We start from the raw sequence: 21,551 nt of genomic DNA on the forward strand, positions 1-21,551 counted from the left end.
GCGGTTTACCTCTGACCACGACCGGGACCACGGCCGCCGCCCGACGGCTTGCCGCCAGGTCCCTTGCCGCCGGGACGGCCTGCGGAAGGCTTGCCACCCGGCTTGCCGCCGAAGGATTTACCGGCGGGCTTGCCGCCAAACGATTTTCCACCCTTCGGCTTGTCCCCGAACGGCTTGGCTCCACGCGGACGATCGGCGCGATCGCCAGCCGGGCGGTCGCCTCGATCGAATGTCGGCCGATCACCCCGCGGCGCACCTGAACGTTCGCCGCGATCGAATTTCGGACGATCGCCTCGCTCCGGCCGATCGCCGAAATCTCGCCGGGGGCCGCGTTCGCCGAAACCGCGTTTGCCGTCGTCGCCGCCTCGCGGATTGCTGGCGGGCGACTCGGCGCGGATCCATTCGCCATCCTCGTCGCGGGCACGGCTCACCTGAACCCGCGGCCCCTCGTCGCGACGACCGCGGTCATCGAAACTCTTCCGATCGGGATCGAAGCGCGTCATTCCCTTTGTCGGCTTTCCGTCCTTGTCCCGTCCATAGCGCTTGCCGGGACCTGCCGCCTCGCGACGCGGAGCCTTGGCGGAAGCAGACTCGTCGCCGGCTTTTTTTTCCGCGACGGGGCGGGCGCCAGGCGCCATCCAGACATTGCTCGTACGGCTCTTCATCGCGGGCGTCCGCTTCGGCCGGTCGCCAACGCCGCCACGTCCTTGGTCCCGATCATCGCGACGGAAGCCTTCGGACTTGGCCTTCCGGTCACCACGAGGGCCCTCAGGCTTGCGCGTGTCGAGACGGTCACGGGCCGCCTCGCGGTCGTCACGCCCCCATTCGCGGGCAGGCTTCGCGCGTTTGGCGGGCTTTTCGGTCTCATCCTCGGCGTCGACGGCCTTGCGGTCGTGAAGCGGCGCCTCGAAATTGGCCTTGGCCTCCTCGATCAGTCGTGGCCCAAGCTGGTCGCGCAGCATGCGGCCCCGCACCTCGACGACCTTGCCTTCGCCGAGATCACCGAGCTGGAACGGACCATAAGAGATGCGGATCAGACGGTTTACATCGAGGCCGAGCGCGCCGAGCACGTTCTTGATCTCGCGGTTCTTGCCTTCGCGCAGACCCATGGTGAGCCAGACGTTGCGGCCTTGCGAACGATCGAGCGTAGCGTCGATGGATCCATAGAGCACGCCGTCAACGGCAATGCCATCCTTCAGAGCGTCGAGCGCCGCCTGGTCGATTTCGCCATGGGCCCGGACACGGTAGCGCCGGAGCCAGCCGGTGGTCGGAAGTTCCAACACCCTCGCCAGTCCGCCATCATTGGTGAGAAGCAGAAGTCCCTCGGTGTTGATATCGAGGCGGCCAATCGACATGACGCGCGGCAAGTCTTCCGGCAGGTTCTCGAATACGGTCGGACGACCTTCCGGATCGGAATTGGTGGTCACCAGACCGGCGGGCTTATGATAAAGCCAGAGACGCGTCCGCTCGATGCCTTGGATCGGCTGTCCGTCCACTTCGATGCGATCGGCGAACGTGGCATTGAGCACCGGCGTGTCCAGGACCTTTCCGTTAACCCGCACGCGGCCGTCCATGATCATGCGTTCGATGTCGCGACGGGATGCGACGCCGGCACGGGCCAACAGCTTCGATATCCGTTCCGGCTTTGCCTCATCGGCGGCAGGAGTGGCAGCCGCTGCCATTGCGGTGGGCTTTGGCGACCGTTTCGCCTTGTCCGGCGCGGGCTTGCGTGTTGCGTCTTTTCCGCCGCGACCGGATGGCCCGGTTGCGGATTTTCTGGGCTTGTCTTTGGATGTCATTTGATATTTGCCTTGAGCTTTGTCCGTCTCCTATCAGGTCAGGACGCCGGGGTTAAGAGGAATTCGTCATATGGCGGAATCGCACGGGTTCATGCAGGCCGCGCTGACGGAGGCAAAGGCAGCCGCAGAGCGGGGCGAAGTGCCGGTCGGCGCGGTCGTGGTGCTCGACGGAACGATAATCGGGCGAGGCGGAAACAGGACACGGGAGAAGAACGACGTCACCGCGCATGCCGAGGTCGAGGCCATACGCGCCGCAAGCGCGCTGCTTGGTCAGGAGCGACTGTCAGGCGCCGATCTCTACGTCACGCTCGAACCCTGCGCGATGTGCGCCGCGGCGATTTCCTTTGCCCGTATCCGCCGGCTTTACTACGGCGCCGAGGATCCGAAGGGCGGCGGTGTCGACAATGGGGGGCGCTTCTATACCCAGACGACTTGCCACCATGCGCCTGACGTCTATTCTGGGCTGGCCGAAAGCGAGGCAGCGGAACTGCTTCGCTCATTCTTCCTAGAGAAGAGGGAGGTGGGATGATCCTGGTCGCCATTCTGGCTGTGCTTGGCATGGGAGCGATATCGGCTTCAGCCTACTTCATCGTCGCGCCGGGCATGCGACGGTTGCCGATGCAATGGTCCGTATCGGGCAGGGTCAACTGGACCGCGCCGCGGCTGGTGGCTCTCTCCCTGACGCCGCTGTTGATCTCGGCCATCATGCTGCTTGTGATAGCGCTCGAAACCGAGTTTGCCGAGCGCGACATCGCGCTGCTGATTTTATCGGTGGTCGGCCCGGTCGTACACCTTCTGCATATTGCGCTGATCGGACGACAGACCCGAAACCTGTCTTGAGCCAGACATATCTATCCGGCGGCGAAATCGCGGAGTTGGTCACCCGCGAGACGGTAGCGTATCCACTCCGTTTGCGGCTCTGCGCCGATCGCCTCGTATACGCGGATCGCCGGCTCGTTCCAGTCGAGGACGCTCCACTCGAACCGTCCGCATCCGCTTTCGACCGCCACTTTCGCCAGATGGCGCAGCAGCAGTTTGCCGGCACCAGATCCGCGATAGTCGGGCGAGACGTAGAGATCCTCCAGATAGAGTCCGTTTCTGGCCTGCCACGTCGAATAGCTGTAGAACCAGACTGCAAAGCCGGCCGGAACACCATCGGCCTCCAGCAACATCGCTCTGGTGACCGCGCCGGGCCCGAAAAGGGTGGCGGCCAGGCTCTCCACCGTCGCCTCGACCTGATCGACCGCCTTCTCATAGTTGGCGAGTTCGGTGATGAAACGCAGGATCGTGCCTACATCGGCCGGCGTGGCGTCGCGCACCTCAAAATTCATGGTCACCTCAAGAAAAAGGCAGGCCATTGGCCTGCCCATGATAGCACCTTTGGAATTCAGCTTATTGGAAGGGAATCCACCACTGGCTGGTCTGCTGCGCGGCCTTGGCTTCCTTCTTGCGGCGCCGCTCCTTCTTGAGTTCCGGCTCACCCAGGTCCTCGAGAACGGCCGGGTCCGACGCCGTACGATACTGCGTCGGCGGGTCGGCGAGGAAACGGCGCTGATCGAGATAGGCGCCCTTCTGGATCTGACGCGCTTCGCGGAAGGCTTCCCATTTCTGGCTCTCGGTCATCGTTCCTCTGGTGCCGTAGCCTTCAAGCAGCGGTGACTTGTAATTCGGATTGTCGGCGTTCTCGTCCGCTTCCTTGCGAAGACGTTCGCGCGCTTCTTCCGGCGTTTCCAGCCATTCCGGGTTCAGTTCGCGATTGGCGACCGAGGGCTGCGGCGCCACGAGCGCGGTCTGCGCCGAAGACGGCGGCATCACGAGTTCGGGACGTGGATTGTATTTGACGTTGGCATTCTTGTTCGGTGACGCCCCGACGGACACGGCTGACCCGAGGTCATCGACCAATTGCTCCATTGCCGTCTTGTCGGTGCCGTAGGTCGGGCTCCCCACGCAGCCCGTCAGCCCCACGCAACCCAGCAAAATGCCCGCCAAACCAGCGGTTACTCGAAACGCGTCTGCCCTGATCATGAAAACCTTCCAGCCTTGCCGGCCCGCCGTACAGACGACCTTTGTCCACCGCCTGACGGAAAATTCCGGCCAATTTCAGGCAAATTTACCGGATGACCCGCGAAAGCGCAAATCATCCGGTGACTTTTCCTTAACGTTGCGCCGCAAGCTCCCGAAGTGCCGCCGCATCGCGCGCCGACACATCCGGGTAATCGGGATCGGAGCCGACATCGGTGGTGATCCGCCAAGAGCGGGCGCACTTCCTGCCTTCGGCAAGCTTCGGCTCGACCGAGACCTTGGCCACCTCCGGCAGGCGGAAAGCATCCGCCGGACCTTCGTCACCCACGACCGTGATAGCGGAGGTGATGCAGATCTCGGCGAAGTCCTGCCCGTTGAGCGCTGCAAGCAGTTCCGGATCGGCGACATGGACGACCGGGGCGGCTTCCAGCGAGGAACCGATGCGCTTGTCCTTTCGCTCGATTTCGAGAGCGCCGGTGACCACATAGCGCACGTCGCGGATCTTGGCCCACTTCGCTTCCAGCGCGTCGTTGCGCCATTCGGCGGGAACGGCCGGGAACTGTTCGAGATGAACGGACTCGGCGGCAGGATTACGCGACAGCCAGGCCTCTTCCATGGTGAAGGGAAGCATCGGCGCGAGCCATGTCACCAGGCAATCGAACAGCTTGCGGATGACCGCGAGGCTCGCCCGGCGACGCAGCGACGACGGCGCGTCACAATAGAGTGCGTCCTTGCGGATGTCGAAGTAGAAGGCCGACAGCTCGATGTTGGAGAAATCGATCAGAGAGCGGGTGATCTTCTTGAAATCGAACTGGTCGTAACCTTCACGCACCAGGCCGTCGAGTTCCGACAGGCGGTGCAGCATCAGCTTTTCGAGCTCGGGCATATCGGCATAGTCGATCTCCTCGCCTTTGTCGTGGGCGAGCGTACCGAGCATCCAGCGGATGGTGTTCCTGAGCTTGCGATAGGCGTCGATATTGGTCTGGATGATCGACTTGCCGAGACGCTGGTCTTCCCAGTAGTCAGTGGTCATGACCCAGAGACGCAGGATATCGGCGCCCGACTCCTTCATCACGTCCTGCGGGAAGACCTGGTTGCCGAGCGACTTCGACATCTTGCGGCCGTCTTCCGCCATGGTGAAGCCATGGGTGATGACGGCGTTGTAAGGTGCGCGGCCGCGCGTGCCGCAGCTTTCGAGCAGGGACGAATGGAACCAGCCGCGATGCTGGTCGGAGCCTTCGAGATAGACGTCGGCCGGCCACTTGAGGTCCGGTCGGTCTTCGAGCGTGAAGGCGTGGGTGGAGCCCGAGTCGAACCAGACATCGAGGATGTCCATGACCTGGGTCCACTTGGCCGGGTCATGCTCGTTGCCGAGGAACCGCTCCTTGGCGCCTTCGGCGAACCAGGCGTCCGCCCCTTCGGCCTCGAAGGCCTCGAGGATGCGGGCATTGACCTTCTCGTCCTTCAGCACGTTGCCATCGCTATCGGCGAAGACGCAGATCGGCACACCCCAGGCGCGCTGACGCGACAGAACCCAGTCTGGACGGTCGGCGATCATCGAACGCAGGCGGTTCTGGCCCATGGCCGGCACGAAGCGGGTCTCGTCGATGGCGTTCAGCGCCCGCGAGCGCAGCGTCGAGCCGTCGCCGAGGTCCTTGTCCATGTAGACGAACCATTGCGGCGTGTTGCGGAAGATCACCGGCTTCTTGGAGCGCCAGGAATGCGGGTAGGTGTGCTTCAGGCGGCCGCGAGCGAACAGGTTGTTCGCGGCGATCAGGGCTTCGATCACGACCTTGTTGGCGTCGCCCTTCTTGCCCGAGTCGTCGATGACGCGCGCCGGACCTCCTGCGCGATCCGGGCCGAAACCAGGAGCATCCTTGGTGTAGTAGCCGGCATCGTCGACGGTGAAGGGGATGCGGGACGAGATGCCGCGAGCTTCAAGCGCCCGGGCATTGTCCATCCACGCGTCAAAGTCCTCACGACCGTGACCGGGCGCGGTGTGCACGAAACCGGTACCGGCGTCGTCGGTGACGTGGTCGCCGTCGAGGAGCGGCACCTTGAAGTCGTAGCCGAGTGCGGCGAGCGGATGGGCGCAGGTGATCGATGCGAGTTCATCGCCTTCGACATCGCGAACCAATTCAAAGGTCACCTTGGCCTTGGCGGCGCATTCGTCGGCGAGCCGCTTGGCGAAGATCAGCTTTTCACCGGGCTGCGGACCGAAGTCGTTTTCAGCCGCCGTGACCTTGTAGAGACCGTAGGCGAAGCGCGAGGAGAACGAGATCGCGCGGTTACCCGGCATGGTCCACGGGGTCGTCGTCCAGATGACGACGAAGTCGCCCTTCAGATCGGCCGGCCCTTCCGTGACCGGGAATTTCACCCAGATCGTGTCGCTCTCATAATCCTGATACTCGACTTCCGCTTCGGCCAGCGCGGTACGCTCGACGACCGACCACATGACGGGCTTGGAGCCGCGATAAAGCTGGCCAGAACTGGCAAATTTCAGCAATTCGCCGGCGATGCGGGCTTCGGCGTGGAAGTTCATCGTCGTGTAGGGATTGTCGAAGTCGCCCTCGATGCCGAGGCGCTTGAACTCTTCCGACTGGACGCCGATCCACTTTTCGGCATAGGCGCGGCATTCCTTGCGGAACTCGATCATGGCTGACGGCTGCTTGAGGTCGGGCTTTTCCTTGCCCTTCGAACGGTAGTTCTCCTCCTCGATCTTCCACTCGATCGGAAGGCCGTGGCAGTCCCAGCCGGGCACGTAGTTGGCGTCGAAACCGCGCATCTGGAAGGAGCGGTTGATGACGTCCTTCAGGATCTTGTTCAGCGCGTGGCCGATATGGATGTTGCCGTTGGCATAGGGCGGGCCGTCGTGGAGGACGAACTTCTCGCGGCCGGCGGCGGAGGCGCGCAGGCGCTTGTAGAGACCCATTTCCTGCCAGCGCTTGACCATCTCCGGTTCCTTCTGCGGCAAGCCGGCGCGCATCGGGAAGTCGGTCTCAGGCAGATAGAGAGTGGAGGAGTAGTCTACTTTTTCAGCGGTATCGGTCATGATCTAGCCATCGCAGCGGCGCGTATGCGCCGGAAAAAATCGGGAAATCTGGCGGTTGATGAGGCGCCGGACAAGCGCCGAAAACCCGGACCCTCCGGCAGCTTTCAAAGCGCGCGGAAGGCCGGGCCAATAATTCGAATAGAGATACGCAGCCAAACCCGGGTCATGGTGGCGGTTGTTTAAGCGGTTTTACGGGGAAAAGGAAGAGGTCGGAAACAAGAATGTCGGAGGCCGACAAAGGGCACACTATTGTTTCCCGAAACGGCTTCGCGGGCGGTCAGGCCGTACGGGAATAGACGTGTGTTGGGGTCGACGGCTCACGATTGACCGGGGTCGCGACAACACGATTGCGGCCCTCCGTCTTGGCGACGTAGAGGCTTTGGTCCGCTTCAACCACCCAGGCGTCAAGCGCCCGGTCGTCGCGATCCATGACTGTAAAGCCGCATGAGAATGTAAGGTAGAACGCACTCTTTCCGGAGCGGATTTCGCGGGTGGCGATCGCGCTCCGCAAATGTTCGAGAACGATGGTCGCAGCCGCATGGTCGTGACGCGGCAGGCAAAGACCGAACTCTTCTCCGCCTAACCTGCCGAAGACGGCGTTCGCCGGCATTGCCGAGACAACATGTTCGCAAAACTGAACCAGCGCATCATCCCCGCCAGCATGGCCGTGGGTATCGTTTATGCGCTTGAAGTGATCGATATCGATCAGCGCGATCGCGCCGCCCGTTGTCCGTGAGAGCAGTTCCGCCTCCTCCATGAAGCGGCGGCGATTGAGAATACCCGTCAGGTAATCGGTATCGGCGAGCCTGCGATGGTCTTCGCTCACCCGTTCAAGCTTCAAGACGATCGTCAGCAGAAATGCGCTCAACGTGAAGATGGCGAGGAGAATACTGGTCGGGCCGAGCCAGGACGCTACCGGAAGACCATCTTCGATGCGCAATGGAGATACAGCCGCTATTGCGGCCACCACGGCATTGGCAAATGCGAACAGGCTATAAACCACCACCGCCAGGCGACTGGAGGGCAGCTTCCTGCCACGCGTCGCCCGGTGAATCACGGTCGCCGCGAACACCAGATTCGCCGCTGTGCCAAGGTAAATGAGAGGAACGTGGGCCGAAATCGGAAAATCCATGACTTTCAGACCAACCCGGCAAATGGACACCACTAGTGAGACGACGAACGCCTCCCACCAGCGGTAGCGCAGTCCGAAGAATTCCTTGAAGCCGAGCGCCAGAAGGCCGGCCATGCAGATATAAACGATGCCACCTATATACTCGATCGCCTGCAAGCCGACGGTCTTCGGCATGGCCATCATCATGCCGCCGACCACGATGGACCAGGCAGCAAGGCACCAGATCAACAGCTCCTTCTGACGATGATTGCTCAGCCAGCCAACTGTTGTCGCTATCGCAACCGCGAGATTAAGCAGCGCGGTATAAAGAAAGACCGTACTGAGATCGAGCATCCAACACTTCTATTTTAAATTGTGTGTTGTTACATTAGATAGGCAACAGGTTTCAGAATAATTGATGAAGTCGTATTCTCGTTTGGACTAGCCCAAAACTCGTTCGAAAAACAGCATTCAGAACGAAATGGAGGCATCCAGAGAGCCAAGCGGCCGCACGCCCGAAAGAAGCGCTCGTGCCTCATCTTCGTCCTGCCGTATCTGAGCGACGAGGGGCTCCAGTCCATCAAACTTCAGCTCGTCCCGCAGGTGGCCGAAGAAGGATACGGAACAGAGTTCACCGTATAGATCTCCTGCGAAATCGAAGACATAGGTCTCAAGCAGTGCGGCGCCGTGATCGGTGACCGTCGGACGATAGCCGAAGCTCGCAACGCCGTCGTGGAGAGTTCCGTTTTGTCGGCGGAAGCGGACGGCATAGATGCCGGGCCTCAGTTCAGACTCTTCAGCAAGGGCCATGTTCGCCGTGGGATAGCCCAAGGTCCGGCCCAGTTGCTGCCCCTTGATGACCTCCGCCTCGACAGTGAAGCGATAGCCGAGCAGCCCGGCGGCCTCGGAAACGGCGCCCTCCGACAGCAGTTTGCGGATACGGCTGGACGAGACCACTTCAGATCCCTCATCCCGGAACGCATCGACGAGAGTGACGCCGAAGCCGTGGCGGCTCCCCGCGTTCATCAGGAAGGCTGGCCCTCCTTCCCTACCCTTGCCGAAGTGAAAATCGAAACCCGTGACCACTTCGCTGGCGCCGATCCAATCGACAAGAATGGTCCTCACGAACTCCTCGGCAGAGCGTTGCGAGAACTCCATGTCGAAGGGATACTCGATCACCGAGTGGAAACCCATCGCCTCCAGGAGGCGTGCCCTCAGTGGCGCCGGCGTCAACCGGAACACAGGGGCATCGGGACGGAAAACAGTGCGAGGATGCGGCTCAAACGTCAGCACGAGCGCCGGAACACCGCGGTCTCCGGCAAGTTCCAGCGCACGGTCCAGCACGCTCTGATGTCCGCGATGTACGCCGTCGAAATTACCGATGGCGACCACACCGCCTTTCAAGCGGTCCGGCAGCAGGTCCTTCTTCTCGTTGCGATGAAAAACCGTCATCGGGAATTCTCTCAGGCGAGGCGCTGCATCCAGTACTTCGGCGTCGCATTCTCGCGTTCGAGCCAAGCATTGAGGATCGCCTCGTCCGGCTTACCGTTTACGGTGTATTCGGCAGCGTGAATGCCACCGGAGATGTAGAGCAGGTCCAGGCCATAATCGAGAGCGCCACGCACGTCCGTGGGCATACCGTCGCCGATGGCGACAACGCGCGTCATATCAACCTCGCCGCCACGGGCATCGCGGGCCGCCACGAGCGATGCCTCGTAGATCGGGCTGTGCGGCTTTCCAGCGATCCGGGTCGCTCCACCCAGTTGCTGGTAGTAGGCGGCGATGGCTCCGGCGCACGGGATCATTCGGCTACCACGCTCAACGATGAGATCCGGATTGGCGCAGATCAACGGAATGCTCCTGGCGGAGAAGCCGGCAAGCATCTCGTGATAATCTTCCGGAACTTCCTTTTTGTCATCGAAGAATCCGGTGCAGACTATGGCTTCGGCGTCCGACACGTCTGTCGGCACGACATCGATGCCATCAAGGAGCGACAGGTCCCGGTCCGGCCCGAGGAAGAAGATTTTCTTCGGGCCTGCGGCGATCAGCGTGCGGGTCACGTCTCCCGATGTCACGATCCGGTCATAGGCGGTATCGGCGACTCCGATCATCCGCAACTGGCTGATGACACCCGGCGACGGGCGAGGCGAATTGGTGATAAGAACGACGGTCAAGCCGTTCTCCCGGGCGCGGGAAAGGGCGTCCGACGCCGACGCGAAGGCGTCCACGCCGTTGTGCAGCACGCCCCATACGTCGCAGAGCACGACGTCATAACGATCGCTGATAGCGTTCAGGTTTTCGATGCGCGCGGCCATGTACCCCGATCCCGGTTCGATGAAGTCAGCGGCCCACATTGCAAAGGCGGAGGCCAAAGGCAAGGTCTTTTGCCGCGTTGCGCTTATCAGGGCATGAGGCGCGGGCCTGGACCTTCCTTGCGAAGATTGTCATCCGGATTGCGCAACGGGCAATCATCCAGCGACAGGCAGCCGCATCCGATGCAAGTGTCAAGTTGATCCCGGAGTGCCACGAGCGTGCCGATGCGCTCGTCCAGCTTACTACGCCAATTGGTTGAAAGCCGACGCCAGTCCGCGGCCGTCGGCGGGCGGTCCTGCGGCAAGGTGGCGAGCGCTTCGCGGACGTCGGCGAGAGGCACTCCGAGCCGTTGTGCCGTCTTGATGAGCGCGACCCGTCGCAGGACGCCGCGCGGATAGCGGCGCTGGTTTCCGGAAGTCCGCCAACTGCCGATCAAACCCTCCCGCTCGTAAAAGTGAAGAGCGGATACGGCGATACCGGCGCGTAACGCGACCTCGCCGACCGTCAGAAACCCGTCCGTCATTTTCCTACCACTCGTCATCATTTGCCCTTGATCTCAAGTTTACTTGAGGTTCTATCGTCTGCGGCATTCAATGACAACTCTTCCGGAGACCCCTCATGAACGCCGCTTCCGTATTTCCTCGTAGTGCAAGCATTTTCCGCATTGATCGCTTCGACTGCCCTCGCGACAGCCTTGCTGCCTTTGCAGACCGTCTCGCGCTCATCCATGGCTATTTCGACACTCTGTCCGGCTGCCTCTACAACAGGGTCGCGATCATGGAAGTCGAGGATCGAATTGAAGTGGTGACGGTGGTGGAATGGGAAAACGCGGCATCACTCCGCCAGGCCAAGGCGGCCGTCGACGCATTCTACGAGAGCACCCAATTCGAACCCGCCGCGTTCCTGGCGGAGAACCGCATAGCTGGGCATTTCGGCGTGTTTCAGATGATGCCGCTCTGACCGCCAGCGCAGCCTCGCGCACTCTAGTCACCCAATCAGGTGCGGCTCACGGTTTTTTCGGAGCCGTTCTTGACTCCGCACGGTGCTGTCCCTAAATCGACGTCGCTAGCACTCTTCAATGGCGAGTGCTAACATCATCACGCGGGTCCCTGAGATCCGCCAATGTCATTTGATCGAGGGATTAGACAATGGCAAGCACCAACTTCCGCCCCCTGCACGACCGCGTCGTTGTAAAGCGCGTCGAGTCCGAAGAAAAGACCAAGGGCGGCATCATCATTCCGGACACCGCCAAGGAAAAGCCCGCTGAAGGCGAAATCGTCGCCGTCGGCCCGGGTGCCCGCGACGAAAACGGCAAGCAGGTGGCTCTCGACGTCAAAGTCGGCGACCGCGTTCTGTTCGGCAAGTGGTCGGGCACCGAAGTCAAGCTCGATGGCGTCGACCTTCTGATCATGAAGGAATCCGACATCATGGGCGTTATCGGCTGATCTGCCGATCCGTATCCCACATCAACAATTCACCAAAGAGCTAAGCTCCGGGAGTTTTGAATATGGCTGCTAAAGAAATCAAATTCGGCCGCACCGCGCGCGAAAAGATGCTGCATGGCGTCGACGTCCTCGCTGACGCCGTGAAGGTTACCCTCGGCCCGAAGGGTCGTAACGTTATCATCGACAAGTCCTTCGGCGCTCCGCGCATCACCAAGGACGGTGTATCGGTCGCCAAGGAAATCGAACTCGAAGACAAGTTCGAGAACATGGGCGCACAGATGGTCCGCGAAGTTGCTTCGAAGACCAACGACATCGCCGGCGACGGCACCACGACCGCAACCGTTCTTGCCCAGGCCATCGTTCGCGAAGGCAACAAGGCCGTTGCCGCCGGCATGAACCCGATGGACCTGAAGCGCGGTATCGACCTTGCTGTTGCTGAAGTCGTCAAGGACCTCCAGGCCAAGGCCAAGAAGATCTCGACTTCGGAAGAAGTCGCCCAGGTCGGTACGATCTCGGCAAACGGCGACACGCAGGTTGGCCGTGACATCGCGGAAGCCATGCAGAAGGTCGGCAACGAAGGCGTTATCACCGTCGAAGAAGCCAAGACCGCTGAAACCGAACTCGAAGTCGTCGAAGGCATGCAGTTCGACCGCGGCTACCTGTCGCCCTACTTCGTCACCAACCCGGAAAAGATGGTTGCTGACCTGGAAGATGCCTACATCCTGCTGCACGAGAAGAAGCTTTCGAACCTTCAGGCCATGCTCCCGGTTCTCGAAGCTGTCGTCCAGACCGGCAAGCCGCTCGTCATCATCGCTGAAGACGTCGAAGGCGAAGCTCTCGCAACGCTCGTCGTCAACAAGCTGCGTGGCGGCCTCAAGATCGCTGCCGTCAAGGCTCCGGGCTTCGGCGACCGCCGCAAGGCCATGCTGGAAGACATCGCGATCCTGACCGGCGGCACCGTGATCTCCGAAGATCTCGGCATCAAGCTCGAGAATGTCACGCTCGACATGCTCGGCCGTTCCAAGAAGGTCTCGATCTCCAAGGAAAACACCACGATCGTCGACGGTGCCGGCCAGAAGTCGGATATCGAAGGCCGCGTTGCCCAGATCAAGGCTCAGATCGAAGAAACCACTTCGGACTACGACCGCGAAAAGCTGCAGGAACGTCTTGCCAAGCTCGCAGGCGGCGTTGCCGTGATCCGCGTTGGGGGCTCGACGGAAATCGAAGTCAAGGAACGCAAGGACCGTATCGACGACGCCCTGAACGCAACCCGCGCGGCTGTTCAGGAAGGTATCGTTCCCGGCGGCGGCACGGCTCTGCTGCGCTCGTCCACCAAGATCACCGTCAAGGGTGCGAACGACGACCAGGAAGCCGGCATCAACATCGTCCGTAAGGCGCTGCAGTCGCTGGTTCGCCAGATCGCCACCAACGCTGGTGACGAAGCTTCGATCGTGGTCGGCAAGATCCTGGAAAGCAACACCGACAACTTCGGCTATAACGCCCAGACGTCGGAATATGGCGACATGATCGCCATGGGTATCGTCGACCCGGTCAAGGTCGTTCGTACCGCCCTGCAGAACGCAGCCTCGGTTGCTTCGCTGCTGATCACCACCGAAGCCATGATCGCCGAACTTCCGAAGAAGGAAGCTGCCGGCGGCATGCCGGGCGGCATGGGCGGCATGGGCGGCATGGACATGATGTGAGGCATATGCCTCATATCTGAACCAGCCGGTTCATTTGGCAGGGCGGTCTCCGGACCGCCCTTTTCTTTGCCTTTACTCCAAAAGCAAAGAACAGGCCCGAGGGGGAGGCTCAATCGGCAATTGATTTATATATCGGTGATGTTAGAGTTTCTAAAAAAGGAAGATCGCAATCCGCGGGACGCGAATCCTGGCCAGGGGTCTACGACCATCACCACGCCAGCGGCGCCGGGAGTTCCGACGGTCGAACGCGACATGTGGAAAAATGAACTGTAACGAAATGGTACACAAACGGCAAAAACAATGACTTAGGCGAGCATTCTCGTCGCTATGCAAAAAAGAATTGCCGAAGAGGAAAAAGCAACTATAACGCTGCCCGAGTTTCAATCACCCGCCAACGCATTAGATGTCGTTCGGAATATTTCGATGTCCGAGGGCTTCCGATGGAAAAAACAACGGCGGCGATCGGACATGCGTCAGACGGAAACATATTGCGGGGCCGGTGACGACGATTGGTTGCAATCGTATCGTCGAGGGGTCGAGTAGCGTAAAACTGATACTGAATTTGCTGCCCCGGGGGGCCGTTGGCGGCAATCTTCTTAAAATTCTCCGCGCTGCCGGAGAAGCCTGCTTTGGCTTAAGACTTTTGGGGGATCGTCTTGTTCAAAATATGCAAGTCCAGCGTAGATGAAGCCTTCGACGCATCGCATAACGCCACGGATGAGAGTGGCCTGGACCTGATCAATCGATTTTCAATGGCCGAGGGCTGGGTCGGCGACCTTGCCAATGGCGTCATCCGCCTTGGCGAATATGCAAAGGCGCTCCACGGTGTGGATGGGCCCGAGTGTGGGCTGCTGAGCATGATGCGGTGTTATGAAACCCAGGACAGGGCACACATCCTGGGACTTTTCGAACAAGCCGCGACGACCTCGTCGTCCTTCTGCTACTCCACGACAATCCATCACGGCGATGGTCGACGCCAGCCTGTGTTCTGCATCGGGGAATCTGCAGGACTGGAGGAACAGGCCGAAGTCGGCACCATGGCCGGCGTCTTTCTTTTTCCTAAGTTCAAGATTTCCGCCGCCGCCCTCGCCCGGCTCGCGTAAGACGTCATCAGCATTACAAGACTACTGTTCACGTTTCTCGAACGAAATGTGCATCGTTGTTTATCTATGCGAGACGATGGAAAAAACGCATCTTGCGGCCACTGCGCATAGCAAGTCCGTTCCATCGTTTCAGGAGAAACACATGTCCTCGACCAATAACGCGCTCATTCTTCTTGCCCGCGTGCTGCTTTCCTTCATGTTCATCATGTCCGGTTTTGGCAAGCTTGCCGATCCGGCCGGCACCGCTGGCATGATCGCCGGCGCCGGTCTCCCGGCAGAAACCGCACTTGCCTACCTCGCCGGCCTCTATGAACTGATCGCTGGCCTCTTCCTGCTCGTCGGCTTCCAGACCCGGATCACCGCCTGGACGGTGGCGCTCTTCTGCGTCTTCACCGGTCTCGTCTTCCACACCGGCACCGTGGCCATCGAAGGCTGGCCGGAAGGCGCGCTCGGCTGGATCAACACGCTGAACCAGATCATGGTCATGAAGAACATCACCCTCGCCGGCGGTTATATTCTTCTCGCCGTCATCGGTGCCGGCGCCTACTCGATCGACGCCCGCCGCGGCGCCGCTTCCGCAATCGCCTGATACACCGTCAAGAACTGTCGGAAGGCCGCCGGAGAACTTCGGCGGCCTCTTCTTGTTTTCGCTTGCCTTTGTGGGATAGTGCCTCGTCAAAAATGATCGGAGAGGCAGACATGACATTCCTACGAACAGCAACCCTGTCGATCGCACTGCTGACGGCGAATGGCGCTGCCATGGCGGCCGACCCGCCGAAGCCGAAACTTGGAGCCGATGCGACACCGATCACGGCCGATCACGCCTATCTCAAAACCGCCGCCGCGCCAGACTACTGGGCAATTTCCCCGTTCTACATCCACCAGCAAACATCGTCGGCATGCTCGCTCGCATCGGTAACGATTGCGGTGAACACACTTCGTGGACTGCCCGCCATGGCGGAGGACACTCTCGTGACCCAGGACAATCTCCTGGAAGCGACCAAGGATGAACGCTGGGCCGAGCAGGCTGCTGACGAGGGCGATGGAGTGACCTTCGCCGACCTCACCGAGGATACCGCCCAGAGTCTGAAAGCATTCAACATTGATGCGAAGGTCGAGGCCGCGCAGCCGACGAAGGACACGACGGCGACACTTGATGCGTTCCGCGCGCTCTTGGCCGCGAACGAGGAATCGGCAAAGGACCTCGTGTTGGTCTATTTCAACCAGGGTGTGGTTACCGGAGACTGGGACGGACCGCACGTGTCGCCGATCGGTGCCTATGATGCCGCGACGGACCGGGTTCTGATCATGGATGTCGATCGCGAATGGTATGTGCCTTACTGGACGAAGACCGAGACTCTCTTCAAGGCTCTCGAGCGCCCTGCTCCGGCCGACCAGGGTGTGCTGACCGGTGAAACAGGCGGCTGGGTCCATATCACGATGAAGTAGGGACAGGTCCGAAGGCTGGCGCGACCGGCAAATTCATACCCTTTGCGCCAGCCACACCGTCGCCCCACCGCAATCAGGATCATTCGCCACGTGATCGACGACGACAAAGCCGTTGTCTTTCAGAAGTGCCCGATATTCTTCCGCCGCCAGGCTCGCGTGATAGAGAGGTTCACCCTCGAATTCACCAATTGCTATGCCGTCGGCGGGACCGGAGGTGAACATCAGCATCGCGCGCGCCGCCGCATGCGTGGCAAAGCGGGCAAACATCGAACGCTGGTCATCCTGCGTGAGGTGAAAGAAGCTGTGCCAGGCGATGAGACCTTGAAAGCGCCGCCCAAGGTCCATCGTTCGCATATCAGTCACCAACCATTCGGAACCCGGCATCCGGCTGCGGCAAAGGTCGATCAGCGTCGGCGAGCTGTCAATGCCGGTGACACGCAGTCCTCGCGCAACAAGATCGGCGGCGATCGGTTCACCGGAACCACACCCGATATCGAGCACCGCAGCATTCGTCGAAAGGCCTTCCGCAAACCGATCGAGCCATTGTTTCTCGAACAGGTTCCGGCCTCTTATGCGATCGAAGGCAACCGCATGTCGCTCGTAAAGGCCAGCGATCCGTTCGGCCTCATCCATCAGAGCACCGACTGTACCGCGCTGACGATCCGCGCCACCGTCGCGTCACCTTCATGCTCCGTCTTGCGGGCTCGAACCAGACAGGCCTCGGATCGAAGGATGACGCTATCGGACAGGATTTTCAGATGGTTTGCCCGGAGCGTCGAGCCGGTGGAGGTGATGTCGACGATGATGTCCGCCTGTCCGGCAGCGGGCGCACCTTCCGTCGCGCCGAGGCTTTCGACGATGCGGTAGAGCTGGATGCCGTGCTGGCGGGAGAAGAACTGCTGCGTCAGACGCCAGTATTTCGTCGCGATGGTCAGGCGGCGGCCATGACGTGTTCGGAAATCCGCCGCCACGTCGCCCAAATCGGCCATGCTGTCGACGTCGAGCCAGATTTCCGGAACGGCAACAACGACGTCGGCATGACCGAAGCCGAGGCGGGCGCAGAACTCCACTCGACCATCCGCATCGGCGAGCCCCTCGCGCACGAGGTCTTCCCCCGTCACGCCGAAATCGACCGTGCCATTACCGATTTCGCGGGAAATCTCAGACGCTGAAAGAAAGGCGATCTCGACATCATCCCAGCCTTCGACGCGACCGCGATAGGATCGGTCATTGCCGACGGCAGCGATCTTCATGCCGGCCTTTTCGAAGACAGCCGTGGCGTCGTCCTTCATCCGGCCCTTTGAAGGGAGTGCGATGGTGATCGTCATGGCGCACTCCTCGCGGTCTCGATACGATCGAGCCAGAGCGAGAAACCGACCGCCGGGATGTGGGTCTCGGCCCCGAGCAAGGTCAGCAGGCGATCGAAGCGACCGCCGCCGGCGAGGATGGCGCTCTGGCCTTCCATCGCGATTTCGAAGACAAGTCCGGTGTAGTAGTCGAGAGGTCGACCGAAGGCAGCGCGATAGACAACCCCCTCGAGATCGACGCCGAGATTGGCGAGCGCCGCAACGCGTTCGTCGAAGCGCGACACCGCGTCGCCCAGCCTCAGACCCGCCGCATCGGCGAAGCCGGAGAGCGCCGCGGATGCTTCCGACAACGGCAGTTCGAGCGAGAGGAACTCGCGCAAAAGCAGAAGTGCAGCGCCATCTAGTCGAGTTTCGGCTAGCGTCAGCTTCTCCTTCAGGCGCTGGGCGATCTCGGTTGGTGAGCGGCTGGCATTGGTCGAATAGCCGGTTTCCTGCATGGTTTTATCGATATGGGCAATGAGTGCCCTTTCGTCACCGCTTGCAAGAAGGGTCGCGACCTGTGGCTCCAGTCCGCTGCCATTCTGCGGCGAGGCGAGCTTCAGCAGCAATTGCTCGATATGATCGGCGTCGCCGAATGCGTGGATGAGCCGCTTGCGCCAGCCTGCCGGCAGGCCGAGCGCGTGGACCACTGCCTCGAACACGCCCTGATCGCCCAGCGTTACCGACAGACGACGGCCTGGAAGGAGGCGCGCCAACACTGCCTGCGCATCTGCAATCGCCCTTGCGTCAGCGGCAGCAACGGCGGGATCGCCGAGATCCTCGATGCCTGCCTGATAGAACTCGTTGGAGCCCTCACGTCGCTGACGGAAAACCTCGCCGAGATAGGCATATCGTTTCGGCGTGCCTGTCGCTGTTTCGATGTGGCGAAGACAGACGGGGATGGTGAATTCCGGGCGCAGGCAGAGGCTGTCGCCGCGCTCGTTTTCCGTGAGGAAGATACGACGACGCAGATCCTCGCCTGCCATGTCGAGGAAGGGGGCGGCCGGCTGGATCACCGGCGTGTCGACGCGTGTGGTGCCACGCGAGCCGAATTCCTGCAAAATGGTGCCAGCGAATTCCGGCATGTCGGTCAGGGGCATTTCAGCCGCCCTTCGCCCGGCGGCGATCTTCCGCCTGGGCGGCGAGGATTTCCCTGACCTTGGCGACTAGTTCCGCCTCGGACACCACCTCCTGCGCGACGCGGGCCTCGCGCCATTCGGCATTGTCGGTGATCTCGCCGGACAGGCGCTTGCCCTCGATCAGGTCCTTGATCTGCACGACACCCTGTTCGCGCTCGTCGCCGCCCTGAATGATGGCGATCGGCGAGCCACGGCGGTCGGCGTATTTCAGCTGGTTGCCGAACTTCTTCCAATTGCCCTGGTACATTTCGGCGCGGATGCCCTCTGCTCGCAGAGCCTGCGTGAAACGCTGGTAACGGCCCATGCTCTCGACATCGCCATCCATGACGGTGACGAGGACCGGACCCTGCACGTCGTCCTGACCGAGCTTGCCGAGGTTCTTCAGGGCCGTCATGAGGCGCGAGACGCCGATCGAGAAGCCCGTGGCCGGGACCGGCTGACCCATGAAGCGCGAGACGAGACCGTCATACCGCCCGCCGCCGCCAACCGAACCGAAGACGACCTTCTCGCCCTTTTCATTGGTGACGTCGAAGGTGAGTTCGGCTTCGTAGACGGGGCCGGTGTAGTATTCCAGGCCGCGGACGACGGACACGTCAATTCGAATTTGATCTTCCTTATATCCGGCCGATCTGAACATTTCGGACATCGACCAGAGTTCGTCATAGCCTTGCTGCAGCGAGTCATTGGACCGCTGGTTAGCTGCTAGAAACGCCAGAACGCGCTGATTACTATGGACTATAGCACCATCTTCGACTGTTTCTGATGGTGAAAAAAACAGCGCATTGGTGACAATTCGAATCTGTTCATCATCGAGTTCAGCACCTTTTGTGAAGTCGCCGGATTCGTCCTTTCGACCTTTGCCCAACAGCAAACGTACGCCTTCAATTCCGAACTTGTCGAACTTATCCATCGCCCGCAGCACACCTAGCCGCCGACCGGCATTCTCCTCTCCACCCAGCCCGATGGCTTCCATCACGCCGTCGAGAACCTTGCGGTTGTTCACCCGGATCACATAGTCGCCGCGCTTGATGCCAAGCGCTTCCAGCGTGTCGGCCATCATCATGCACATTTCGGCATCGGCCTGGACGCCCGGTGCGCCGACGGTATCGGCGTCGAACTGCATGAACTGGCGGAAGCGGCCGGGGCCTGGCTTTTCGTTGCGGAAGACGTAGCCGGCGCGATAGGTGCGGTAGGGCAGCTGGATTTCCTGGAAATTCTCGGCGACGTGACGAGCCATGGGGGCGGTCAGATCGTAGCGCAGCGACATCCACTGATCGTCGTCGTCCTGCAGCGAAAAGACGCCCTCGTTCGGGCGGTCCGAGTCGGGCAGGAACTTGCCGAGCGCGTCGGTGTATTCGAAAAGCGGGGTCTCGATCGGGTCGAAGCCGTAGCGCTCGTAGACCTCGCGGATCTTCTCCATCATCTCCGCGGCGGCCCTGATATCGGCGGCCTCGCGATCCACGAAACCACGCGGCAGGCGGGCCTTCAGCTTCTGGGGCTTCTTGTTCTTGTCGCTCATGATGCGGGCACCGGATTTCTTGTGATTTTCAGGTGCCGGTGTCTTAGAGGATCAAGGTTTTGGCGGCAAGGGGCGGAACACTTGCGAAGGCTGGAACAGGCTTCAAACGGGTGATATGTTCACCCTCTAAAACGAGGGGGCCTGCCGTTGAAGAAGCAGATGACGATCGAGATGACGGAAGAGATGCGCGCCGCGCTCGAGCAGCAGGCGGCCGACGCGGGCCTCAGCCTCCAAGCCTATCTCAGCGACATGGTGATCACCCGCGCCGCGCGCGAGCCTGATGCATCCGCGCCTGTCGACGGCGAAAGCCCCGACGCGCCAAACGACGCCCGGACGCAATAGTCGCCTTTTGCAGACATAAAAATCCATGATCCTCGAAGTCCTGAATTATGCGGCGACATGGCCGCTGACCACGCCCGCGCATCGCGGTGCGATCCGCTATTCCGTAAACCTCTGGTCCCGCGCGAACCGTTGCGCGAAGGCGTGGCGCGGGCACGAAGACCAGACGAAGGCGACGATCCTTGCCGCCGCCGCGACGTTGAAGCAGAGGCGAACGGCGGTCGTGCTCGGCTCCGGCTTGCTGCGCGACGTGCCGATCCGCGAATTGTCGCAGATCTTCGACACGGTGGTGCTGGTCGACCTCGTGCATCTCGCCAGCGTGCGGTTCAGGCTTCGGCGACAGCGGCTGCATAACGTGCGATTGATCGAACGCGATGTTTCGGGTTTCGATGCGGGCAGCGGCGTGCAGGATCCGGAACCGCTCGCCTTCCTGCGGCAGGTTCCCTATCTCGACTTCGTCGTTTCGGCCAATCTCGCCTCGCAGATGGGCATGGCGGTGAAACGGCGGATGGAACAGACCGGCGAAGACTGGGCCGACCCTGCCAGGGAACTCGTTTCGGCGCATGTCAAAGGGATGCAAAACCTGCCCTGCGCGACCTGCCTCGTGACGGACATATCGTATGCTGTCATCGACCGTACGGGGCATCTGCACGAGGCATTCGACCTGCTGTTCGGTGTCGTCCCGCCTTATCATAGCGCGCAATGGGAATGGCCGGTGGCGCCACTCGGCGAGGAGAGCGGCGACTACAAGATCGTGCACACCGTCATCGCCGCGACGAACACCACGATGTGACCAAACGCCGCCTGACTTTGGACAAGAAGGCGGATAAAGTCGACGCCATGACAGCGATGATCCGCCTCCTGCTGGTCCTTTCGGCGCTCGCCTACGGCGCCATGCCGTTCACCGGCATGGTTGGCGTGGCGTCGGCCGCCGTTATGGCCGAACTGCCGGCAGGCACGATGGAGGCGGATTGTCCCCACTCCGCTGTGCACACAGCCGACCAGTCGGTGATGAACGATAATACCGAGCACGCTCCAGCGAAAATCCTGAAGCTGACGGCCCATTGCACGGCTTGCCTGACCTTGCCGGCGGAGTTCCGTTCGCCCCTGCCGGGCAAAGCCGCCCGTGCCGCCGAAGCCGCGCGGAACTCCATCCGCCTCGTTTCGCTTACACGGGCACCGCTCGATCCTCCTCCCCGTTACTGACGCGA

23 protein-coding genes are annotated in these 21,551 nt (G+C 61.1%); 11 read left to right on the forward strand and 12 right to left on the reverse strand.

What is annotated here, in order from left to right; genetic code table 11:
* Positions 1-5: 5 nt before the first annotated feature.
* Entirely contained in the window at positions 6-1,799 is a 1,794-nt protein-coding gene (locus J5J10_RS14105) for a pseudouridine synthase (protein WP_211930358.1), read from the reverse strand.
* A 70-nt stretch (positions 1,800-1,869) separates the two neighbouring features.
* On the opposite strand from J5J10_RS14105, the gene J5J10_RS14110 reads away from it, so the two are divergent.
* Together J5J10_RS14110 and J5J10_RS14115 are read left to right on the forward strand one after the other, a co-directional pair.
* Entirely contained in the window at positions 1,870-2,328 is a 459-nt protein-coding gene (locus J5J10_RS14110) for a nucleoside deaminase (protein WP_211930359.1), read from the forward strand.
* On the forward strand, positions 2,325-2,639 hold the full coding sequence (locus tag J5J10_RS14115; protein ID WP_211930360.1) for a hypothetical protein: 315 nt from the start codon (positions 2,325-2,327) through the stop codon (positions 2,637-2,639). The genes J5J10_RS14110 and J5J10_RS14115 overlap by 4 nt, the downstream gene beginning before the upstream one ends.
* Positions 2,640-2,650: 11 nt before the next feature.
* Here the strand turns inward: J5J10_RS14115 and J5J10_RS14120 are convergent, their stop codons facing one another.
* The 7 genes from J5J10_RS14120 to soxR form a co-directional block, all read right to left on the reverse strand.
* Entirely contained in the window at positions 2,651-3,130 is a 480-nt protein-coding gene (locus J5J10_RS14120) for a GNAT family N-acetyltransferase (RefSeq protein ID WP_211930361.1), read from the reverse strand.
* Between the two features lie 61 nt (positions 3,131-3,191).
* Complete coding sequence (locus tag J5J10_RS14125; RefSeq protein WP_208548520.1) at positions 3,192-3,824, reverse strand: hypothetical protein; 633 nt, start codon at positions 3,822-3,824, stop codon at positions 3,192-3,194.
* A 130-nt stretch (positions 3,825-3,954) separates the two neighbouring features.
* Positions 3,955-6,873 (reverse strand): isoleucine--tRNA ligase, encoded by a 2,919-nt coding sequence (gene ileS / locus J5J10_RS14130; RefSeq protein WP_211930362.1) that lies wholly within the window; start codon positions 6,871-6,873, stop codon positions 3,955-3,957.
* A gap of 277 nt (positions 6,874-7,150) precedes the next feature.
* Entirely contained in the window at positions 7,151-8,338 is a 1,188-nt protein-coding gene (locus tag J5J10_RS14135; protein ID WP_211930363.1) for a GGDEF domain-containing protein, read from the reverse strand.
* Positions 8,339-8,455: 117 nt separating this feature from the next.
* Positions 8,456-9,436, reverse strand: a complete 981-nt coding sequence (locus J5J10_RS14140; protein WP_211930364.1) for a bifunctional riboflavin kinase/FAD synthetase — start codon at positions 9,434-9,436, stop codon at positions 8,456-8,458.
* Between the two features lie 11 nt (positions 9,437-9,447).
* Positions 9,448-10,299, reverse strand: coding sequence for a TIGR01459 family HAD-type hydrolase (locus tag J5J10_RS14145; protein WP_211930365.1), 852 nt, complete (start codon positions 10,297-10,299; stop codon positions 9,448-9,450).
* An 86-nt stretch (positions 10,300-10,385) separates the two neighbouring features.
* The gene (gene soxR, locus J5J10_RS14150; protein ID WP_249116743.1) at positions 10,386-10,820 is read right to left on the reverse strand and encodes a redox-sensitive transcriptional activator SoxR; all 435 of its coding nucleotides are present in this window, start codon (positions 10,818-10,820) and stop codon (positions 10,386-10,388) included.
* Between the two features lie 95 nt (positions 10,821-10,915).
* Here soxR and J5J10_RS14155 point away from each other — a divergent pair, with 95 nt between their 5' ends.
* The 6 genes from J5J10_RS14155 (at position 10,916) to J5J10_RS14180 (ending at position 15,997) form a co-directional block, all read left to right on the forward strand.
* A complete protein-coding gene (locus J5J10_RS14155; protein ID WP_208548514.1) occupies positions 10,916-11,257 on the forward strand; it encodes a hypothetical protein in 342 nt (113 codons plus the stop codon).
* 188 nt (positions 11,258-11,445) lie between these two features.
* The gene (groES, locus tag J5J10_RS14160; protein ID WP_208548513.1) at positions 11,446-11,742 is read left to right on the forward strand and encodes a co-chaperone GroES; all 297 of its coding nucleotides are present in this window, start codon (positions 11,446-11,448) and stop codon (positions 11,740-11,742) included.
* A 62-nt stretch (positions 11,743-11,804) separates the two neighbouring features.
* Entirely contained in the window at positions 11,805-13,445 is a 1,641-nt protein-coding gene (gene groL, locus J5J10_RS14165) for a chaperonin GroEL (RefSeq protein WP_208548512.1), read from the forward strand.
* A 656-nt stretch (positions 13,446-14,101) separates the two neighbouring features.
* A complete protein-coding gene (locus tag J5J10_RS14170) occupies positions 14,102-14,548 on the forward strand; it encodes a hypothetical protein (RefSeq protein ID WP_249116744.1) in 447 nt (148 codons plus the stop codon).
* Positions 14,549-14,690: 142 nt separating this feature from the next.
* The gene (locus tag J5J10_RS14175) at positions 14,691-15,137 is read left to right on the forward strand and encodes a DoxX family protein (RefSeq protein WP_211930367.1); all 447 of its coding nucleotides are present in this window, start codon (positions 14,691-14,693) and stop codon (positions 15,135-15,137) included.
* A gap of 110 nt (positions 15,138-15,247) precedes the next feature.
* On the forward strand, positions 15,248-15,997 hold the full coding sequence (locus tag J5J10_RS14180; RefSeq protein ID WP_211930368.1) for a phytochelatin synthase family protein: 750 nt from the start codon (positions 15,248-15,250) through the stop codon (positions 15,995-15,997).
* 33 nt (positions 15,998-16,030) lie between these two features.
* Here the strand turns inward: J5J10_RS14180 and J5J10_RS14185 are convergent, their stop codons facing one another.
* From J5J10_RS14185 to hisS, 4 genes are read right to left on the reverse strand one after another with little or no spacing between them, the layout of a single operon-like run.
* Positions 16,031-16,630, reverse strand: a complete 600-nt coding sequence (locus J5J10_RS14185; RefSeq protein WP_211930369.1) for a class I SAM-dependent methyltransferase — start codon at positions 16,628-16,630, stop codon at positions 16,031-16,033.
* Entirely contained in the window at positions 16,630-17,325 is a 696-nt protein-coding gene (gene hisG, locus J5J10_RS14190; RefSeq protein WP_211930370.1) for an ATP phosphoribosyltransferase, read from the reverse strand. The genes J5J10_RS14185 and hisG overlap by 1 nt, the downstream gene beginning before the upstream one ends.
* Positions 17,322-18,443: an ATP phosphoribosyltransferase regulatory subunit gene (locus J5J10_RS14195; RefSeq protein ID WP_211930371.1), complete on the reverse strand. Its 1,122-nt coding sequence runs from the start codon at positions 18,441-18,443 to the stop codon at positions 17,322-17,324. Before J5J10_RS14195 ends, hisG begins: the two co-directional genes overlap by 4 nt.
* A 1-nt stretch (position 18,444) precedes the next feature.
* Entirely contained in the window at positions 18,445-20,001 is a 1,557-nt protein-coding gene (hisS, locus tag J5J10_RS14200; RefSeq protein ID WP_211930372.1) for a histidine--tRNA ligase, read from the reverse strand.
* Positions 20,002-20,148: 147 nt separating this feature from the next.
* On the opposite strand from hisS, the gene J5J10_RS14205 reads away from it, so the two are divergent.
* From J5J10_RS14205 to J5J10_RS14215, 3 genes are read left to right on the forward strand one after another with little or no spacing between them, the layout of a single operon-like run.
* Positions 20,149-20,343, forward strand: a complete 195-nt coding sequence (locus J5J10_RS14205; protein WP_208548505.1) for a hypothetical protein — start codon at positions 20,149-20,151, stop codon at positions 20,341-20,343.
* A gap of 25 nt (positions 20,344-20,368) precedes the next feature.
* Complete coding sequence (locus tag J5J10_RS14210; protein WP_211930373.1) at positions 20,369-21,133, forward strand: hypothetical protein; 765 nt, start codon at positions 20,369-20,371, stop codon at positions 21,131-21,133.
* Positions 21,130-21,546, forward strand: coding sequence for a hypothetical protein (locus J5J10_RS14215; RefSeq protein ID WP_211930374.1), 417 nt, complete (start codon positions 21,130-21,132; stop codon positions 21,544-21,546). Before J5J10_RS14210 ends, J5J10_RS14215 begins: the two co-directional genes overlap by 4 nt.
* Positions 21,547-21,551: the final 5 nt, after the last annotated feature.

The sequence above is a fragment of the Ciceribacter sp. L1K23 genome (assembly GCF_018122705.1).
GTDB lineage: Bacteria > Pseudomonadota > Alphaproteobacteria > Rhizobiales > Rhizobiaceae > Allorhizobium.

Excerpts from the sequence above, each read along its gene's own strand:
- J5J10_RS14105 (WP_211930358.1), bottom strand. The coding sequence starts at position 1,799 with ATGACATCCAAAGACAAGCCCAGAAAATCCGCAACCGGGCCATCCGGT.
- J5J10_RS14110 (WP_211930359.1), top strand. The coding sequence starts at position 1,870 with ATGGCGGAATCGCACGGGTTCATGCAGGCCGCGCTGACGGAGGCAAAG.
- J5J10_RS14115 (WP_211930360.1), top strand. The coding sequence starts at position 2,325 with ATGATCCTGGTCGCCATTCTGGCTGTGCTTGGCATGGGAGCGATATCG.
- J5J10_RS14120 (WP_211930361.1), bottom strand. The coding sequence starts at position 3,130 with ATGAATTTTGAGGTGCGCGACGCCACGCCGGCCGATGTAGGCACGATC.
- J5J10_RS14125 (WP_208548520.1), bottom strand. The coding sequence starts at position 3,824 with ATGATCAGGGCAGACGCGTTTCGAGTAACCGCTGGTTTGGCGGGCATT.
- ileS (WP_211930362.1), bottom strand. The coding sequence starts at position 6,873 with ATGACCGATACCGCTGAAAAAGTAGACTACTCCTCCACTCTCTATCTG.
- J5J10_RS14135 (WP_211930363.1), bottom strand. The coding sequence starts at position 8,338 with ATGCTCGATCTCAGTACGGTCTTTCTTTATACCGCGCTGCTTAATCTC.
- J5J10_RS14140 (WP_211930364.1), bottom strand. The coding sequence starts at position 9,436 with ATGACGGTTTTTCATCGCAACGAGAAGAAGGACCTGCTGCCGGACCGC.
- J5J10_RS14145 (WP_211930365.1), bottom strand. The coding sequence starts at position 10,299 with ATGGCCGCGCGCATCGAAAACCTGAACGCTATCAGCGATCGTTATGAC.
- soxR (WP_249116743.1), bottom strand. The coding sequence starts at position 10,820 with ATGACGGACGGGTTTCTGACGGTCGGCGAGGTCGCGTTACGCGCCGGT.
- J5J10_RS14155 (WP_208548514.1), top strand. The coding sequence starts at position 10,916 with ATGAACGCCGCTTCCGTATTTCCTCGTAGTGCAAGCATTTTCCGCATT.
- groES (WP_208548513.1), top strand. The coding sequence starts at position 11,446 with ATGGCAAGCACCAACTTCCGCCCCCTGCACGACCGCGTCGTTGTAAAG.
- groL (WP_208548512.1), top strand. The coding sequence starts at position 11,805 with ATGGCTGCTAAAGAAATCAAATTCGGCCGCACCGCGCGCGAAAAGATG.
- J5J10_RS14175 (WP_211930367.1), top strand. The coding sequence starts at position 14,691 with ATGTCCTCGACCAATAACGCGCTCATTCTTCTTGCCCGCGTGCTGCTT.
- J5J10_RS14180 (WP_211930368.1), top strand. The coding sequence starts at position 15,248 with ATGACATTCCTACGAACAGCAACCCTGTCGATCGCACTGCTGACGGCG.
- J5J10_RS14185 (WP_211930369.1), bottom strand. The coding sequence starts at position 16,630 with ATGGATGAGGCCGAACGGATCGCTGGCCTTTACGAGCGACATGCGGTT.
- hisG (WP_211930370.1), bottom strand. The coding sequence starts at position 17,325 with ATGACGATCACCATCGCACTCCCTTCAAAGGGCCGGATGAAGGACGAC.
- J5J10_RS14195 (WP_211930371.1), bottom strand. The coding sequence starts at position 18,443 with ATGCCCCTGACCGACATGCCGGAATTCGCTGGCACCATTTTGCAGGAA.
- hisS (WP_211930372.1), bottom strand. The coding sequence starts at position 20,001 with ATGAGCGACAAGAACAAGAAGCCCCAGAAGCTGAAGGCCCGCCTGCCG.
- J5J10_RS14210 (WP_211930373.1), top strand. The coding sequence starts at position 20,369 with ATGATCCTCGAAGTCCTGAATTATGCGGCGACATGGCCGCTGACCACG.